Consider the following 17,054-nt stretch of genomic DNA (forward strand, 5'->3'; position numbering starts at 1 on the left):
AATGGACATTACTGCTCGTCAACCCTTCGTCCCGTCGTGGCGTCGCTCGCGACCGTCTTCGACCGCGACCCATGCTTGGGCATGCGTGGTAGGGCTTGGCATCGCGTACTTGCTGATGCTCCCCGCGGCAGACGCGAAAACGGTTTCCGTATCAAGTCCGGACGGGACGGTGCGGGCGGATCTGACCGACGAGGCCGGCGAGCTGCGCTATCGGGTGACCATCGACGGGCGGGCCATTCTTGATCCTTCGCCCGTGACGATGCGGGTCGATGGCGTCGAATTGGGCAACCATGCCGTCATCGACGCGGTGCGCCGGCGCCCGTTCCGCGACCGTTACCGGCTTTTCGGCGGCAAGGCCTGGGCGATCGCGCATGCGAACCAGGCCACCCTGACCATCCATTCCAGCAGCACGCCCTATGAGGCGGACGTCAGGGTGGCGGATGACGGCGTCGGCGTCCGCTTGCGCTTGCCGGCGAAGCCGGGACGCCATGTCGACGCGGACCGCTCCGGGTGGCAGCTCGCCTCCGTCGATCCGCGCGTCTGGGCCAGCAGGCGCAGTGCCGGCTATGAGGAGGTCTTCACGACCGAGACGCTCCGCAGCGTCGCAGGTAAACCGCTCGCCCTGCCGTTGACCGCGAAGATCAATCGATATTGGGTCACGATCAGCGAAGCCGCCGGTGTCGATTATGGCGATCTGGCGGTCACGCCCGATGCGAACGGCCTGCTGACGGGCATGCTCTATGCCGATCCTGCCGGTTGGCGGACCGACAAGGCCGTCACCCAACCATGGCGGGTGACGATCGTCGCGCGCGATTTGACGAAGCTGGTCAATTCCACCCTGATCCAGGATCTCAACCCGCCGCCGGCGCCTTCGCTGGCGCATGCCACATGGATTCGCCCCGGCAGGTCGACGTGGCAATGGCTGGCGATCGGTGCACCGTTGGAAACCGATCAGCATCGCTGGGTCGATTGGACGCGGCGGCTCGGCTTCGAATATTATTTGGTCGATGACGGGTGGGCGGCGTGGAAAACGCCTTGGGCAACGCTCGCGGACACAGTGGCCTATGCCAGGAGCCAGCGCGTCGGTGTCTGGCTGTGGGTCCATAGCAACATGATGGTCGATGCCGCCGCTCGGCGCGCGCTGCTCCGGCGTTTCGCGGCGCTTGGCGTCGTCGGCGTGAAGGTCGATTTCCCCGAGCCGCCGGATCGCGTCTGGAGCAATTGGTATGCGGCGGTCGCGCGCGATGCCGCAGCAGAACGGCTGATGATCGATTTCCATGGTGCGGTGAAGCCGACCGGCACCGAACGGACCTGGCCCAACGTGCTGACCCGCGAGGCGGTGCGTGGTCATGAATGGCAAATCACCCGCTACAATCGCGTCCTGCCGGCGGAGCACGATACGATCATCCCCTTCACCCGCTACGTGATTGGCCCGGGCGACTATACACCGACGGTCTTCGCGGCGAATGAGCTGCAAGGCAACAGTTGGGCACATGAGCTAGCCCAAGCGATCATCTTCACCTCACCGTTCCTAACGATGGGGGGACATCCCCGCACCTATCTGGACAATCCTGCGGCCGACCTGCTCCGCGCCATACCGGCCGTGTGGGACGAGACGATCGTGCTACCGGGCAGCGAGCCGGGGGTGATGGCGGGCTTTGCCCGTCGGCGCGACAAAGATTGGTTCATCGGCGTCATCAACGGTCCCAAGGATCGACTGCTCTCACTGGACCTGCGGTTTCTTGGACGCGGTGAATGGTCCCTTGTCTCCCTGACTGACGATCCGGCTCGTCCTGCCGCCTTCGTTCGCAGCCAACGGGATGTGCGGTCCACGGACTCGATCGCGACGGGGCTGCGAGGGCGGGGAGGCCTGGTGGCATGGCTTCGCCCGAGGCCGAAGGCCGGGTCGTAAGCGGTTAGGGGCAGTTGCTCCATCAGCGGTGGACGTCGCAGGTGCGACGATCGTCGCGTCAGGCGTGGCAGGTGCGTCGACCGCGGCAGCCGGCCGGACGTCCTTCACCGGTACCGGCGCGGCGGCATACGGATTGGCGGCGACCGTCGCCACGGCCGGCGGCAGCATGGCCACGACCGGGGGCGGCGTGACCTTGGGCTCGTGATAATTGCGCCATTTATCGAACGGGGTGAAGAAGTCGATGAACGGCTTGTCGAGCCGCGCCAGCGCGCCGCGGGCGTGCAGCGGCAGGGCGGCGTCGGCGACGGGGGCGACTGCAGCCATTTCCTGACGGGTAACCGCGCAGAAGGCGACGCGGCTCGCCGGCTGGCTGTAGAAGTTGTACAGCCGCGTCTGCTGGTTGTCATAGACCGCCTGCAAGTCGGCCCAGCCGGTCTCTCCCATTGGTGCTGTAGCGTGCAACGTAACCGTCAGCCCGGTGTGATGCGCCCGACGTTGCGATCGATCCTAATGCCAGATGCTCACCCGCTGCTCCGGCGGCAGGTACATGGCGTCGCCGGGTTTGACGTCGAACGCGCGATACCAGGGCCCGAAGTTGCGCACGATGCCGTTGACCCGATATTTATCCGGCGAGTGGGGATCGCTCAGCAATTGCTGCCGCACGGCCTCGTCGCGCCGCTTGCCCTGCCAAGCCTGGGCGAACGCCAGGAAGAAGCGCTGATCCCCGGTCATGCCGTTGAGCACCGGCGGCTCGCCATGGCGGGCGACGTAGCGACGATAGGCGGCATAAGCGGTCTCCAACCCGCCGAGGTCGGCAAGATTTTCGCCCAGCGTCAGGCGGCCCTTGATATGGACGCCGGGGATCGGTTCGTACTGGTCGAACTGGTTCGCCAGCCGGTCGGCCTGGACGTTGTACTTGGCCGCCGTGTCCTTGCTCCACCAGTCGCGCAACCGGCCGCTCTCGTCGAACTGGCGGCCCTGATCGTCGAAGCCATGACCCATCTCGTGGCCGATCGTCGTGGCGCCGGTTTCGGCATAATTGACCGCAGGATCGGCGCTGGCGTCGAAGAACGGCGGCTGCAGGATCGCCGCCGGCAGGGTGATCTGGTTCATCGTCGGATCGTAATAGGCGTTCACCGTCTGCGGCGTCATGTACCACAGGCCGCGATCGACCGGCTTGGGAAAGCGCTGCAGTTGCAGCCGCCACTGGAAATCGGCAACGGCCAGATTGTTGGCGAGCGGATCGGTGCGACTGACGGTCAGCGTCGAATAGTCGATCCACTTCTTGGGATGGCCGACGCGCGGATCGAAGGTCGCGAGTTTGGCGAGCGCGGCCTTGCGCGTCGCGTCGTCCATCCAGGTCGCGGCGTCGATCTTGTCCTTGTAGGCGGCCTGCATGTCGGCGACGAGTTCGTCGGCCTTGGCCTGGGTAGCGGGCGACCAATATTGCTGGACGTAGATCGCCCCGACCGCCTCGCCGAGCGCGTCGTCGATCAGCGCCATGCCCCGCTTCCAGCGCGCCCTTTGCTCCGGCACGCCGCGCAAAGTCTTGGAATAGAAATCGAAGTTGGCCTGGTCGAAGGCCTTGGGCAGGAACGGCGCGGCGTTCGATAGGAACCGCACCGTCATCCATTCCTTCCACGTCGACAGCGGCACGTCGCCCAGCCGCTTCGAGGCGGCGGCGACCGCGCTCGGTTCCGACACGTTGACCTTGGCCGCGCCGCCAAGGCCCATCGCCGCGAGGGTCGGCGTCCAGTCCATTTCCGGGGCGAGCGCCGTCAGCTGGGTCCGGGTCATCGGATTGTGCGTCTTGACCGGATCGCGGCGCTGTTCGGGCGTCCACTGGTCCTGGCTCAACCGCGTTTCGAGCGCGATGATCCGGTCGGTCTTCGCCGCCGCATCGGAAATGCCGGCAAGGTCCTGCAGGCGGATGAGATAGGCGCGATAGGCGCGCCGGATCGCGTCGTATTTTTCGCCGGTCAGCAGGTAATAATCGCGCGTCGGCAGCCCGAGCCGCGCCTGGCCGGCATCGGCCATATAATGCGTCGGATCGTCGGCGTCGGTGGAGATGCCGATGTTGATCGGGGCGGCATAGCCGGGGCGCATCATCAGCTGGATCAGCTGGGGCCGGGTCTGCACCGCATCGATCCGGGCGAGCCACGGCTTGAGCGGGGCGAGGCCATGCGCCTCGATCGCGCGGTCGTCCATCCAGGCGGCGTAGAAGTCGCCCACCTTGCTGGCGGTCGGGCTGGTCGGTGTCGCCGCCGCCTGTTCGACGATGCGGCGGACCTGATCCTCGATCTCGTCGGGCAGGTCGTAATTATAGCCCGCGCCCACCTTGTCGGCGGGGATCGGATGGTCGCGCAGCCAGGTGCCGAGAGCATAATTGTAGAAGTCGTCGCCCGGCTTCACGCTGCGGTCCATATCCTTCAGCTCCAGCCCCCACGGCTGATAGCGGGGCGCGCCGGTCTGCGCGGCGAGGAGGGCAGGCAGCGAGGCCAGCGCGAGGGCGAGCAGGGCGGTACGGCGCATCGAGAACTCCGGATCGGGTCGAGCGCGCAGCTTAGGCGAAGCGACGAGACCGCGCCAAGCGCAACCTTGCGGCGCGAGGGCTCAGGCGGCGGCGCCGTTCGCAAGGGTCGCGTCCGATCCGTTTCCGGGCGGCGCGCTCAGTGCGGCTCCGCTGTGCCCGGTGCCTGGTAGAGGTGCACGTAATTGTCGCTGATCGCGGCTGCGAGCATCCGGCAGTAGCGGTCGTAGCCATCCGCACCGGGGACGATCAGGCCGAAGGCGCAGGCCGACGTATCCTGCACCTTCGCCATGGCGACGGGCGCGGCGACCGGCATCAATTGTGAGCCGCGGCCCGCCTGCAACGTCGCCAGCACGCCGTACAACGTGCCATCCATGGCCGGTCGCGACAGCGTCTGCAGGCGATGCTGCCCCTGTTCGTTGGTCACCAAATAGATATGCCCCGACAAATTGGGCAGCGACACGTGACCGGCCTGTTCGAACCGGGCGTCGGCGCGTTCCGATTCGACGAAGCCGAGATGGCCGAGTTCGTCGCTCCAGCGGATCGTCGTCAGATAGGCGAAGATGCCGTCCGGCGTGTTGAAGCTCGGGCGCAGCGTCAGATAGCGCCCCTCCAGCCAGCCCACCGCCGCCCGCGCATAGGACCCGAGATGCTCGGGCGCCGTCTGGCGCGTCGACGCGGGCGACGCCGCCGGGCGCAGCGGGAGGCCGAGCGCCTCTTCCAGCCGGATCGTCGTCGCCAGCGTGAACGGCCGGGTGCCCGCCAGCGCCTTTTCCAGCGTCGACAGGCTGACCCGCGCCATGTCGGCGAGCGCCTGTCGCGAGATACGGCGGCGGGCGAGTTCCTCGCGGACGCGGCGGCCAACCTCTGCCGCCTCGGCCCCGATCAATTCCTGGTCCCGCATGCCGCCTCCCTCCGCACATAACCGCACAGATCCGGACGCGGCGTCAATATCGTTGCACGGCTCCACCCGTCGCGGCGGCATCGGGCAGGAAGAGGACGATAGTGCTGATGGCTGTCCGGCATCGGCCGCGCATAGAGGGACGGCTCCCGCTTGCAGAGGAGCTTCGACATGCCCCGCCTTCACCAGTTCCGCCACGCCCTGATCCCCGGCACCGCCATGATGCTCGCCTGGCCGATCGCCGGTGCGTTGGCCGCTCACCCGGTCGTCGCCGCGACTAGCGGCGGCGGCGCCGCCGCCGCGGACGTGACGGATGACGGACCGCACGCCGGCACGCTGCTGCTGCGCGGGTTGAAGGCGACGAGGGCAATGCCGGCCGTGCGGCTGGGCACCGACATGAACGTCACCGTGACCGGCAACATCGCGCGCGTCCGGGTGACCCAGGCGTTCCGCAACACCTCCAGCCAATGGATGGAGGCATCCTACCTCTACCCCCTGCCGCAGGATGGCGCGGTCGACGGGCTGAACATGGTCGTCGGCAGCCGCGTCATCGTCGGCCGGATCGAGAAGCGCGCTGCCGCCAGGGCGATCTACGACCATGCGAAGGCGCGCGGCCAGAAGACCGGGCTGGTCGAGCAGCAGCGACCCAATATGTTCTCCACCAGTGTCGCCAATGTCGGTCCCGGCGAAACCGTGCTGATCGCGATCGATTACCAGGCGCCCGTGGTGCCGGTGAACGGAACCTACACGCTGCGCCTGCCGCTGGTGGTCGGACCCCGCTATACGCCGCCGCACACGCTCACCGATCGGGCGGCCGTCGCGGATGCGAATGCGGTCACCGCCGCGCCGGTGATGGACCCGCGCACTGGCATGTCGCTAAACCCGACGTCGATCACCGTGCATCTGCGCCCCGGTTTCGCTGCCGCCAACGTGATCAGCCCCTATCACAAGATCCTCGTCGGCGGGCGTGCCGATGAGCGGACCGTCACGCTGGCCGCCGGCAGCGTTCCGGCCGATCGCGATTTCGAACTGAGCTGGCGTTCGGCCGCCGCCGATCCGACGCTGGCGCTGTTCCGCGAGCACGCCGACGACGGCGACTATCTGATGGCGACGGTGACCCCGCCGGCCGACCTGACCCGGCTACCGTCGCCGCCGCGCGACATGGTGTTCGTCATCGACAACAGCGGATCGATGGGCGGCGCCTCGATGGACGAGGCCAAGGCGAGCCTGCTGCACGCACTCGCGACTTTGCGCCCGCAGGATCGCTTCAACATCATCCGATTCGACGACACGATGACGCAATTGTTCGACCACAGCGTCGCCGCCACCCCCGATCAGATCGCCCTGGCGCGGCGGTTCACGCAGGGGCTAAAGGCGCGCGGCGGCACCGAGATGCTGCCGGCGCTCAAGGCGGCGCTGCAGGATGCCGCGGACGGGCCGGCGGCGCTTCGCCAGGTAGTCTTCCTGACCGACGGCGAAGTGTCGAACGAGCAGGAGATGCTTGCGACGCTCGGCCGGGACGGCGGGCGCAGCCACGTGTTTTTCGTGGGCATCGGCTCGGCGCCGAACGATCATCTGATGAGCCGGATGGCGCAGATAGGGCGGGGGGCCTACACGCATGTCGGTACGCCCGACGAGGTCGCCGCGCGCATGATCCCGCTGCTCGACATGCTCGGCCATCCCGCCATGCGGGATCTGACGGTCAAGGTCACTGGCGGCGCGCTCGATCTCACTCCGCGTGTCCTGCCCGACCTTTACGCCGGTCAGCCGCTGGTGCTGGTCGGGCGGACCGATCATCTGGCGGGTACGGTCACGGTGTCCGGCACGTTCGGCGATGAGCATTGGTCGCGGACGATCGACGTCGCCCAGGCGCAGGACAGCGGCTCGGTGGCCAGGCTCTGGGCGCGTCGGCGGATCGACGACATCGAGGCGGATCGGACCCTCGGCAAGCTGGACGATCGCGCCGCCGACGCGGCGATCGGCGACATCGGCATCGCCAGCGGCCTTGTCACCAGCCAGACCAGCCTGGTCGCCGTCGACGAAACGCCGGTACGCCCGGCCGGCACGGGACTGGTCAAGGAAGACCTGCCGATCAACCTGCCGGCCGGATGGGATTTCGACACGTTGTTCGGCGGGGACAGCGGGCGCGCCGCCATGCGCAACGCCGATACGCTCGGCGGTCTGGCGGCTGCGCAGGCACGGCAACTCGATCTGCCGCAGACCGCGACCGGCTTCTGGGGGATGATCGCCGAAGGCCTGGGCGTGTTGCTGATCGGGGTGGCCGGCCTGCTCCTGCTCCGCCGCCGGGGGATGCGGGCATGACGCGGGCCGTTGCCGCCATGCCGGTCGGGCATCGGATCGCGATGATCCTTCTGTCGCTCCTGTGCCTGACCGGTCTTGCTCGCATCGGCGAAGGCGCGGTGATCCTTGCCAAGGCGATCGCCGCGCAACTCCTGCTCGAGCGCGCGTTCGACCGCAGTCGGGCGGAGCATCGGCCGGTCAAGCCCTGGTTCTGGGCGGACATGGCGCCGGTGCTCCGGCTCGGCGTGCCGCGACTGGGGGTCGACCGGATCGTCCTGGACAGTGGGTCGGGGCAGGCGATGGCCTTCGGGCCGACCCTGCTGCCCGGCAGTGCGCGACCGGGCGATCCGGGCGTGGCGGTGATCGCCGCGCATCGCGACACGCATTTCGGGTTCCTCAGGGATCTGCGGGTCGGGGACGGCATCGATGTCGACGGCGTCGACGGTTCGCACCGCCGGTACCGCGTCACCGGCCAGCAGATCGTCCGTTGGGACCGGTTCGCGGTGCCCGAGCAGGCGGGTGCTAGCGGTCTGGCGCTGTCGACCTGCTACCCCTTCGACGCGGTCCGTCACGGACCGCTTCGCTATGTGGTGCAGGCGGTGCTGGTCGACGGGCGCTGACGCGCCGCCGCGATCGGGTTCATCGCCGGGTGGGGCGCTTGGCGGGACCTGCGCTAAGGGCGATGTCGTGGGGCGACACCGCGCCGTCGGTCATCCGGATCGGCAGGATCGCACCATCCGCGGCGTAGCGGACCCGGTCGATCGCGACCTGCCGCTCGCCGCGCAGCGGCATCGGGCCGGGCGCCTGGTCCCAGCGGTGATAGACGATCAGCCATTCGCCGCGCGGGGTGCGGACGAAGCTGTGATGGCCCGGCCCCTGATGCGTGGCGTCGCTCTGCAGGATGGCGCCGCGATAGCGCCACGGGCCGAGCGGGGAGGGGGCGGTGGCATAATGGACCGAATAGTCCGGGCCATTCCAGTGGCCGTGGCTGTACGACAGATAATAGACGCCGTTCCGCTCGTGCATGAACACGCCCTCGGTGAACTCGGGCGGCTGGTCGACATGCTCCTCCTGCGCGATCGTCACCATGTCGGGCTTGAGCCGCCAGACGCGCAGTCGCGCGCCGGCGCTGCCGCCGGCGTATAGGTAACTGCGTCCCGAACGGGGATCGGTGAAGACCATCGGGTCGATCGCTTCGAAGCCGTTGCCCCCGGTGACCAGCGGCGTGCCGCTGTCGCGATAGGGGCCGCCCGGTCGCGTGGCGACCGCGACCCCGATCCGGCTGGGTGTCGGATTCTGCGGCCCGACGGAGTAATAAAGATAGTAGCGGCCGTTGCGGCGGGCGACTCCCGGCGCCCACAGGAAATGCTCGCGGGCGCCGTCGTCGCCGATCCAGCGGATGTCGTCGCGCCGGATCAGCACGCCGCGGCTGCGCCAGTGGCGCAGGTCCCGCGACGAGAAGGCCCCGAACCGGTCGGCGCTCCAGCTGCCGCCCGGTCCACCGGTCGGAAAGACCCACATCTCGCCGTTGATGATCATCGCGTGCGGATCGGCACCCTGGAATTGCGGATTGTCCGCCGCCGCCATCGCGGCGGACGACAGGCACAAGGCCAGGAGCAGGCGGCGGGCAAGGCGGCTGGAGCGCATCGTCTATTCCCGGATCAGAAGCGGAACCGCACGCCGAGCGAGTAGCTGCGCTCGAGATACAGGACCTGACGCAGATAGCTGTCGCCCGTATTGAACTGCCGCGACCGCTGGATCGGGTTGCCGAGCAGATTGACGATGTCGAACGCCAGCGTGATGTTCGGCACCGGCGTCACCGAGGTCGAGAAGTCGAGCTGGCCGCGCCCTTCCTCGATCGTCGGATGCGCGATCGGATCGAACGTCTCGTACGAATAGAAAGAGACGAAGCGCGAGCGGTAATTGTACGCCAGCCGGGCCGAGAATTGCGGCTTTTCGTACAGGGCGACGATATTGTAAGCCCATTTCGACACGCCAGGGAATGTCTGCGGCTGGTTGTTATAGGACGTGGCGAAATCCTTCTGCAGATCGCCATTGGCATCGATGTAGGTGCCGTTTGCCTGGATGCCGAAGCCCTTGGCCCAGTCGGGCAGGCCGGCGATGTCGAGGAAGCTGGTGAACTGCACCTCCGCGCCCTGCAGGCGCGTGCTGCCGAGGTTCACCGGCTGGTCGATCGCGATCAGCCCATAGGTCGGGTCGCGCGAGACGACGTTCACAGTGGACAGGAAGCCCTTGACGTCGTGGCGGAACACCGCGGCGCTGAAGAAGCCCGAACGCGAGAAGTAATATTCGAGGCTGGCGTCATAATTGTTCGACACCAAAGGCTGCAGGTTGGGATTGCCCTCCGAGCCGCCGCGGGCGCAGTTGCGGCTGTTGTAGGTGGCGCTGGTCGGATCGAGGCAGGGGCTGCCCGCCGGAAAGGTGGGCGGCGTACCCAGCGACAGATTGGGACGCAGGTCGATGAAGTTCGGCCGGGTCCGCGTCTTGGTGTAGGCGAGGCGCAGCTGCAGCCCGTCGTCGAACGCGATGCGGGCGCTGCCGTTCGGCAGATAATCGGTATATCCGTTGGTCGCATTGGCCGGGGAGACGACCCCGGCGATGTTCTGCTGCGCCTGGATGCGATCCTTGGTCTTGACCACGCGCAGGCCGGCGAGGCCGTCGATCGTCACGCCACCCAGGTCGAAGCCGTATTTCAGCTGGCCATAGGCGGCATAGGCCTTTTCATTGGCACGGAATTGCTGCGTCGGGTCGAAGGCGACCGTCCCCGCCGGCTCCAGGAAGAAGGCGCGCAGCGCGGGCAGGTTGTTGCGGATGCTGTCGCGGGTGATCGCCGCATAGGCGACGTTCGGCTGGGCATTGTTGTAGGTGAAGCCGGGCAGGGTGGTCCGCACGTCGGCGCCGGGCAGCGCGGTCAGCGGGATCTGCCGGTCCTCGAAATAGACCGGCGCGCTGGTGGCGGTGCCGGGGGTGAAGACATTGTTGTAGATGTTGCCGAAGTCGCGCGAGGCATCGCGGTCGTCGTAGCGGACGCCGAACTGCAGGCGGCGCAGGAAGCCGTTGCCCAGATCATAGGCCAGGTCGGCGCGCGACTGCCAATCCTTGCCGCTGACCACGGTCAGTTCCTGATAGAGGCCGCGCGCGACGAAATTGGCCGGATCGGTGATCGAATAGTTGAGGAAGGTCTGCGACGGGCCACCGTCCAGGTCCTTCGACACGTCGAAATTGGAGATGTGCGTCGGCACGCCGCGGGTGGCGTAATCGACATTGACGAGATCGGCGGTGTATTTGCTGTCGGTATAGGCGATGTCGGCGGACAGGGTCAGGCGATCGTGCGTGTAGTTGACGCCGCCGCCGCCCTGATAGGTGTCGGTCTTGCCGTTGAACGATCCGGTATAGCCGTCCGGGCGCACCGCGCCGGTGACCGTCGCCTGGGCGATCTTGTTGGTGCCGGGGATGGTGGTGATGTTCGACAGCGTGATGCCGCCGAAGTTCGGGATGAACATCCAGCGGTTGTAGTCCTTCGACCGGAAGCCCTGGTACAGGCCGTCGAGGTAGATCTCGAGATCCGGCGTCGGCTTCCACTGGAAGGCGGCATTGGCCGACGGGCGGTAGCGCGCGCCATAGCCGAGGAAATTGCCCTGCGCGTCGGGGAAGCGCAGCCCGGCGGTCTGGCCCGGCGCGTTGTTGGCGTCGGTGGTCGCGATCACCACCGACTGTTCGCGCGACGAATCCATGAAGTTGATGCCGACGTACGAGGCGTTGAGCAGCAGGCCCATCTCGCCGATGCCGGTGTTCCAGCGGTCGCTAATCAGCAGGTTGCCGTTGGGCACGATCCGTTCGGATTGCTGCGACAGCACGCCGTTGAGCGAGCCGGACAGTTCGAAGCCGTTGAAGTCGAAGGGCTTGCGACCGCGCACGTTGATCTCGCCGGCGATGCCGCCCTCGATCTGGTTGGCGGTGCCCGACTTGTAGACCTCGAGCGCGGCGACGGTGCCGGCGGGGAAGTCCTGGATCTGGACGTAGCGGCCTTCGGCGGTGAAGATCTGGCGGCCGTTATAGGTGGTGGTGAGATCGGGTAGCCCGCGCACCGTAACGCCGGCCGACTCGCCGCCGCCCCGCGTCACGGCGACGCCGGCAACACGCTGGAGCGCGGACGAGGCAAAGGTGTCCGGCAGCTTGCCGATATCCTGCGCGACGACCGCATCGACGATGCCGTCGGAGGTGCGCTTGATCGCCTGCGCCGATTCAAGACTGCGGCGCAGACCGGTGACGACGACGTCGCCCTCGCCGTCGACTGGTGTCTCCTGCACCGACGAAGCGGCGGCCGGGTTGGCGCTCTGATCGGATGCGACCTCCGGCTTCGGCAGGTCCTGGGCATCGTCCTTGGTTTGCGATGCCGCTTTGGTGGCGGTCGTCCCGCTGTCCTGCGCGGCGGCAGGCACGGTGACCAGCAGCGCGGTGATGGCCACCGACGCGCGCAACAACCCCTTGGTGTTCATATCCCCTCCTTGTCCCGCCATTCGGTTGGTTCCGAAGGTCGGTCAGTGGTCCGTACCGTACCTAATCGTATCTGCCAACGGCTAATTGTCTGATTAGTTTTAGAAAGCGTGTGTCAGACCCTTGTCTTCCCGGCGCCATGCCGCAAAGATGGCGCCGCCCCGCAGAATGGGCACGCGACCGCATCGCGGACGATTGAGGGAGGATCATATGAGGCATCTGCTACGTGCCAGAACCGCGTTTCGTACACCGTCTACGCGTGGCGCGACTGGTGAGGGGACCGCGTGCGCCTTGCAGAAACCGGCTGGCGCGTGGGCGCATCTGCTCCGCCAAATCGACGTATCAAGCCGCCCAAAATCATCCGTTATCTTGCCTGACAAGGCGGAGAGGCGGCCAGGCATCGCCGGTGTCAATCGCGCTGACCAACGACGTGAACGGGTAGGGACGAAGTCAATTTTCGCCCTGCTAATCGCCAGCGCGGCTGTCCTGACAGCCTCACCCGCCGCCGCGCGTGAGCGGTGGAGCGAGGCGCAGGCCAGCGGCTGGTATGCGCGGCAGCCCTGGCTGGTCGGAGCCAATTACGCGCCTGCCAGTGCGATTAACCAACTCGAGATGTGGCAGGCCGCGACCTGGGATCCGCGCCGCATCGACAGCGAGCTGGCCTTGGCACAGGGCATCGGCATGAACACGATGCGTGTGTTCCTGCACGACCAGCTGTGGGCTCAGGATCCGGAGGGTTTCAAGCGGCGGATCGACGAATTCCTGGCCATCGCGCATCGCCACGGCATCCGCCCGCTGTTCGTGCTGTTCGACAGCTGTTGGGACCCGGATCCCAAGCTGGGGCCGCAACATCCGCCGATCCCCGGCGTGCACAATTCCGGCTGGGTACAGGGTCCAGGCCTGCCCGGTCTGCGCGATCGCGCCGGCTGGCCAAAGTACAAGGCCTATGTCCAGGGGGTGATCGGGGCATTCAAAGCCGACGACCGCATCCTCGGCTGGGATTTGTGGAACGAGCCCGACAATCCGGCCGATCAGTACAAGGGGCAGGAGGGCAAGGAGCCGCTGGTGCGTGCCATGCTGGCGCAGGTGTTCGACTGGGCACGCGCCGCCGATCCAAGCCAGCCGGTCACGTCCGCCGTGTGGTGGCACGATGACTGGTCGCCCACCGGAGGTAAGCTGACGCCGATGGAGAAGCTGCAGCTCGGCCAGTCCGACGTCATCACCTTCCACGATTACAGCTGGCCAGAAACGTTCGAGCGGCGCGCACGCCAGCTGATCCCCTATGGCCGGCCGGTGATCTGCACCGAATACATGGCGCGCGGCAACGGATCGACCTTCGACACCATCCTGCCGATCGGCAAACGGCTGAACGTCGGCATGATCAATTGGGGGTTCGTCGACGGCAAGACGCAGACGCGGCTGCCGTGGGACAGCTGGAAGAAGCCCTATACGATGGATGAGCCGACGATCTGGTTCCACGAGGTGTTCCGGGCCGATGGCACGCCCTATCGTCAGGCGGAGACCGACCTGATCCGGCGGATGAGCGCCGCGCCGAAGGGGGTGGTGCCCCCGCCGCCGGCCGAGATGCCCGTGGTGCCGGCACGGCGCGTGCGGCGCTGATCGTATGGCGATGTGGCCGGCATCCTGGCTGAGGGCGGCTGCCGTCGCGTTCGGCCTGCCGGTCGCCGCCACCGCGGCGACGCCATCCGCCGACACGGCGAACGGCCCAAGCGTGATCCCCGGCGCGACGCTGTATCCACGCGCGTTCGTAGTGCGGCACAATGCGCGGCTGAAAGGGCAATTGCTGCTGGCGACGCTGGCCGGCATCGTCGCCAGCAGCGACGAGGGGCGCAGCTGGACGCCGGTCGGCGCGATCCCCGCGCCGCCGGGAACGACGGAACGCTGCTGCGGCGTCCTGTACGAGTTGCCGCACCGCGTCGGCGATCTCGCGGCGGGCAGCTTCCTCTATGCGGCGACCTACCATCTCGGCCCGCGCACAACGATCCGCGTCTATCGGAGCGAAGACGGAGTGCATTGGCGGCCGCATAGCGAAGTCGCGGCGGGCGGGCCGATCGGCACAGGCGTGTGGGAGCCGCAATTCGACGTCGCACGCGACGGTGCTCTGGTCGTCTTCTGGTCGGACGAGACCGATCCATGCTGCAGCCAGCGGCTGCGTCGCGCGCGCAGCTATGACGGGCTCGACTGGCGCGATGTCGGTGATCTCGTCCGCGGGCATCGGCAGGCGGACCGGCCCGGCATGGCGACGACCGCGCGGCTGGCCGACGGGCGGACCGCGATGACTTATGAGATCTGCGGCCCCGATCGCTGCGCCGTCCATATCCGCTACTCGCGGGACGGCTGGGACTATGGCGACCCCGGCGATCCGGGGGCGCGCATCCAGACCGCCCCCGGAGAGTATCTGGCGCATGCGCCGACCGTCGCGGTCAGCGGCGACCGGCTGCTGGTCGTCGGCCAGATGGTCTATCAAGCGGACGGCAGCATCTCGCCGCTGAACGGCCGGGTCGTGCTGGAACGGCGTGGCACCGGCGGCGCGTGGCGGCCGATCGCGGCGCCGGTACCGGTGACCGATGCATATGACAATTACTGTCCGAACTATGCCAGCATGCTCATACCCCGTGACGATGGGCGAACGCTGATGATGATCGCCTCCGCCTACGACGCGCAGCATCGGTGCCGGGCCTATTTTGGGAAGGGAGTGCTGCGATGACAGTCGTGCGCCGCATTGCGCATGTCGCCATCGTCATCGGTGGTGGCGTCGCGCTCGCCGCCCTCGCGCAGACGCCGTCGCTGCCACTGACCGGGGACGTCGCGCCGGTGCACGATCCGGTGATCATTCACGCCAACGACGGCTATCACGTCTTTTCCACTGGGATCGGCGCGGAGGGGCAGGGGCTGCTGTCGGCCCGCCATTCCCGCGACCGACTCCACTGGGAGCGGGAACGGCCGCCGTTCACCGCGTTGCCCGCCTGGACGAGCCGGACGATCCCGGGCGCGAAGAACATGTGGGCGCCGGACATCAGCTATGTCGATGGCCAATACCGCCTCTATTACGCGGTTTCGACCTTCGGCTCGAACCGGTCGGCGATTGGCCTCGCCACCAGCCGCAGCCTCGACCCGGCATCGCCCGATTTCGGCTGGCATGATGAAGGCATGGTGCTGATGTCGACGCCGACGGACGATTACAACGCGATCGATCCGGCCTTCCTTGCCGATGCGAAGGGGCGGCAATGGCTGTCGCTCGGCAGTTTCTGGACCGGGCTGAAGCTGTTCCGGCTCAATCCGCGCACCGGCAAGCTGCTCGATCCCGGCGCCAGGCCGATCGCCATCGCACGCCGGCCGGTCCCGGCCGGCGCGCCGTCGATCGTCGAGGCGCCCTACATCTTCGAACACGACGGCTGGTACTGGCTGATCGCATCCTACGATTATTGCTGCAAGGGCGTGAACAGCACCTATTACAGCGTCATCGGCCGCTCGCGCCGGGTCGAGGGGCCCTATCGCGGCAAGGACGGCAGCGCGATGATGGCCGGCGGCGGCACGATCCTGCTGCGCGCCGACCTGCAGGAGAAACAAAGGTTTCGCGGGCCGGGGCATGTCGGCCACACCCGCGATGCCGACGGCACCGACTATATTGTCTATCACGCCTATGACCGCGACCATGGCGGCGTGCCGACCCTACGGCTGGCGCGGTTGCGCTGGGGGGCGGACGGCTGGCCGGTCGCCAGCAACGAGGGAGAGCCACAATGACCGATACCGGACGCCGCCTATTCGTGGCCGGCGCGCTGACGCTGCTGGCCGGTCCTGGCTTCGCCGCGACGCCGCCGCCCCGCGAGCGCTTTCCCGATCCATTGGTCCGCCAGCGCGCCGACGCCCAGGTCTTCCGTCATAGCGACGGCTGGTATTACATGACCGGCTCCGTTCCCGAATACGACCGGTTGGTGCTGCGCCGCGCGCGGTCGATCGCCGGACTAGCGACAGCCAAGGAGACGGTGCTGTGGCGGCATCCGGCGAGCGGGCCGATGTCGGGGTTCATCTGGGCGCCGGAACTGCACCTGATCGACGGCCAGTGGATCATGTATTTCGCCGCCGGGCCGAGCGGCGGCGGTGCCGACGTCTTCCGCATCCGGACCTTTGCCCTAAGCTGTGACGGCCGCGATCCGATGACCGGCCGCTGGTCCGAGCTCGGCCAGCTGCAGACGCCGTGGGACAGCTTCACGCTGGATTCGACCAGCTTCGTGCATCGTGGCACGCGCTATCTCGCCTGGGCGCAGCGCGAACCGGGGATCGACACCAACAGCAACATCTACCTTGCGCCGCTCGCCACCCCGCTGACGCTGGCGGCGCGGCCCGCCCGGCTAACCGTGCCGACGCTGCCGTGGGAGGTGCGCGGCTACAAGGTGGCGGAGGCGCCGGCGCTGCTCGCACATGGCGGCAAGCTGTTCCTGACCTATTCGGCGAGCGCTACGGACTCGCGCTATTGCCTGGGTATGCTGACCGCCGACGCCGCCAGCGACATCATGGACCCGGCGAGCTGGACCAAGTCGCAGCAGCCGGTCTTCCAGACCTCGGCCGCCCATCATCGCTACGGACCCGGTCACAACAGCTTCACCGTCGATCATGCGGGGCGCGACGTGCTGATCTACCACGCGCGGGATTACGACAAGATCGTCGGTGATCCGCTATTCGACCCGAACCGTCACACCCGTGCGAAATACTTCCGCTACCGGCCGGATGGCACGCCCGATTTCGGTGTTCCCGGAGAGGTGGTCTGAGGCCGACCATGCGGCGGCGACCGAGTGGGGGGGAAGTATGCGATGCAGGTGATGGCGAGTAACCGGCGCGGGTTGCTGGCGGCGGGCGGAGCGCTGGCGATC

11 protein-coding genes and 1 pseudogene are annotated in these 17,054 nt (G+C 67.4%); 8 read left to right on the forward strand and 4 right to left on the reverse strand.

Translation table 11 applies throughout. The features are described 5' to 3' along the window. Positions 1-115 precede the first annotated feature (115 nt). Together D9601_RS13865 and D9601_RS13870 are read left to right on the forward strand one after the other, a co-directional pair. Complete coding sequence (locus D9601_RS13865; RefSeq protein WP_232474213.1) at positions 116-1,912, forward strand: glycoside hydrolase family 97 protein; 1,797 nt, start codon at positions 116-118, stop codon at positions 1,910-1,912. A 64-nt stretch (positions 1,913-1,976) separates the two neighbouring features. Next, the gene (locus D9601_RS13870; RefSeq protein WP_198354640.1) at positions 1,977-2,117 is read left to right on the forward strand and encodes a hypothetical protein; all 141 of its coding nucleotides are present in this window, start codon (positions 1,977-1,979) and stop codon (positions 2,115-2,117) included. Positions 2,118-2,419: 302 nt separating this feature from the next. Here the strand turns inward: D9601_RS13870 and D9601_RS13875 are convergent, their stop codons facing one another. Both D9601_RS13875 and D9601_RS13880 read right to left on the reverse strand, forming a co-directional pair. Next, positions 2,420-4,444 carry a M13 family metallopeptidase gene (locus D9601_RS13875; RefSeq protein ID WP_198354641.1) on the reverse strand — a complete coding sequence of 675 codons (2,025 nt, stop codon included), beginning with the start codon at positions 4,442-4,444 and terminating at the stop codon, positions 2,420-2,422. A 137-nt stretch (positions 4,445-4,581) separates the two neighbouring features. Next, positions 4,582-5,346, reverse strand: coding sequence for a helix-turn-helix domain-containing protein (locus D9601_RS13880; RefSeq protein WP_232474214.1), 765 nt, complete (start codon positions 5,344-5,346; stop codon positions 4,582-4,584). Positions 5,347-5,514: 168 nt separating this feature from the next. On the opposite strand from D9601_RS13880, the gene D9601_RS13885 reads away from it, so the two are divergent. Both D9601_RS13885 and D9601_RS13890 read left to right on the forward strand, forming a co-directional pair. Continuing rightward, the gene (locus tag D9601_RS13885; RefSeq protein ID WP_198354642.1) at positions 5,515-7,665 is read left to right on the forward strand and encodes a marine proteobacterial sortase target protein; all 2,151 of its coding nucleotides are present in this window, start codon (positions 5,515-5,517) and stop codon (positions 7,663-7,665) included. Next, a complete protein-coding gene (locus tag D9601_RS13890; protein WP_198354643.1) occupies positions 7,662-8,264 on the forward strand; it encodes a class GN sortase in 603 nt (200 codons plus the stop codon). Before D9601_RS13885 ends, D9601_RS13890 begins: the two co-directional genes overlap by 4 nt. 19 nt (positions 8,265-8,283) lie before the next feature. Here the strand turns inward: D9601_RS13890 and D9601_RS13895 are convergent, their stop codons facing one another. Both D9601_RS13895 and D9601_RS13900 read right to left on the reverse strand, forming a co-directional pair. Continuing rightward, positions 8,284-9,291 (reverse strand): family 43 glycosylhydrolase, encoded by a 1,008-nt coding sequence (locus D9601_RS13895; protein ID WP_198354644.1) that lies wholly within the window; start codon positions 9,289-9,291, stop codon positions 8,284-8,286. Between the two features lie 14 nt (positions 9,292-9,305). Beyond that, the gene (locus tag D9601_RS13900) at positions 9,306-12,164 is read right to left on the reverse strand and encodes a TonB-dependent receptor (RefSeq protein ID WP_198354645.1); all 2,859 of its coding nucleotides are present in this window, start codon (positions 12,162-12,164) and stop codon (positions 9,306-9,308) included. 610 nt (positions 12,165-12,774) lie between these two features. Here D9601_RS13900 and D9601_RS13905 point away from each other — a divergent pair. From D9601_RS13905 to D9601_RS13920, 4 genes and pseudogenes are all read left to right on the forward strand, one after another. After that, positions 12,775-13,782, forward strand: a complete 1,008-nt coding sequence (locus D9601_RS13905; protein WP_232474215.1) for a cellulase family glycosylhydrolase — start codon at positions 12,775-12,777, stop codon at positions 13,780-13,782. Positions 13,783-13,792: 10 nt separating this feature from the next. After that, positions 13,793-14,890: a sialidase family protein gene (locus tag D9601_RS13910; RefSeq protein WP_198354646.1), complete on the forward strand. Its 1,098-nt coding sequence runs from the start codon at positions 13,793-13,795 to the stop codon at positions 14,888-14,890. After that, entirely contained in the window at positions 14,887-15,927 is a 1,041-nt protein-coding gene (locus tag D9601_RS13915) for an arabinan endo-1,5-alpha-L-arabinosidase (RefSeq protein WP_198354647.1), read from the forward strand. Before D9601_RS13910 ends, D9601_RS13915 begins: the two co-directional genes overlap by 4 nt. Continuing rightward, a pseudogene (locus tag D9601_RS13920) lies at positions 15,924-16,937 on the forward strand (glycoside hydrolase family 43 protein); the annotation flags it as partial. The gene D9601_RS13915 and the pseudogene D9601_RS13920, both read left to right, overlap by 4 nt. Positions 16,938-17,054: the final 117 nt, after the last annotated feature.

This window comes from Sphingomonas sp. MA1305 (genome assembly GCF_016107325.1).
Classification (GTDB): domain Bacteria; phylum Pseudomonadota; class Alphaproteobacteria; order Sphingomonadales; family Sphingomonadaceae; genus Sphingomonas.

Excerpts from the sequence above, each read along its gene's own strand:
- D9601_RS13875 (WP_198354641.1), bottom strand. The coding sequence starts at position 4,444 with ATGCGCCGTACCGCCCTGCTCGCCCTCGCGCTGGCCTCGCTGCCTGCC.
- D9601_RS13910 (WP_198354646.1), top strand. The coding sequence starts at position 13,793 with ATGTGGCCGGCATCCTGGCTGAGGGCGGCTGCCGTCGCGTTCGGCCTG.
- D9601_RS13885 (WP_198354642.1), top strand. The coding sequence starts at position 5,515 with ATGCCCCGCCTTCACCAGTTCCGCCACGCCCTGATCCCCGGCACCGCC.
- D9601_RS13890 (WP_198354643.1), top strand. The coding sequence starts at position 7,662 with ATGACGCGGGCCGTTGCCGCCATGCCGGTCGGGCATCGGATCGCGATG.
- D9601_RS13900 (WP_198354645.1), bottom strand. The coding sequence starts at position 12,164 with ATGAACACCAAGGGGTTGTTGCGCGCGTCGGTGGCCATCACCGCGCTG.
- D9601_RS13915 (WP_198354647.1), top strand. The coding sequence starts at position 14,887 with ATGACAGTCGTGCGCCGCATTGCGCATGTCGCCATCGTCATCGGTGGT.
- D9601_RS13895 (WP_198354644.1), bottom strand. The coding sequence starts at position 9,291 with ATGCGCTCCAGCCGCCTTGCCCGCCGCCTGCTCCTGGCCTTGTGCCTG.
- D9601_RS13880 (WP_232474214.1), bottom strand. The coding sequence starts at position 5,346 with ATGCGGGACCAGGAATTGATCGGGGCCGAGGCGGCAGAGGTTGGCCGC.
- D9601_RS13905 (WP_232474215.1), top strand. The coding sequence starts at position 12,775 with ATGTGGCAGGCCGCGACCTGGGATCCGCGCCGCATCGACAGCGAGCTG.
- D9601_RS13865 (WP_232474213.1), top strand. The coding sequence starts at position 116 with ATGCTCCCCGCGGCAGACGCGAAAACGGTTTCCGTATCAAGTCCGGAC.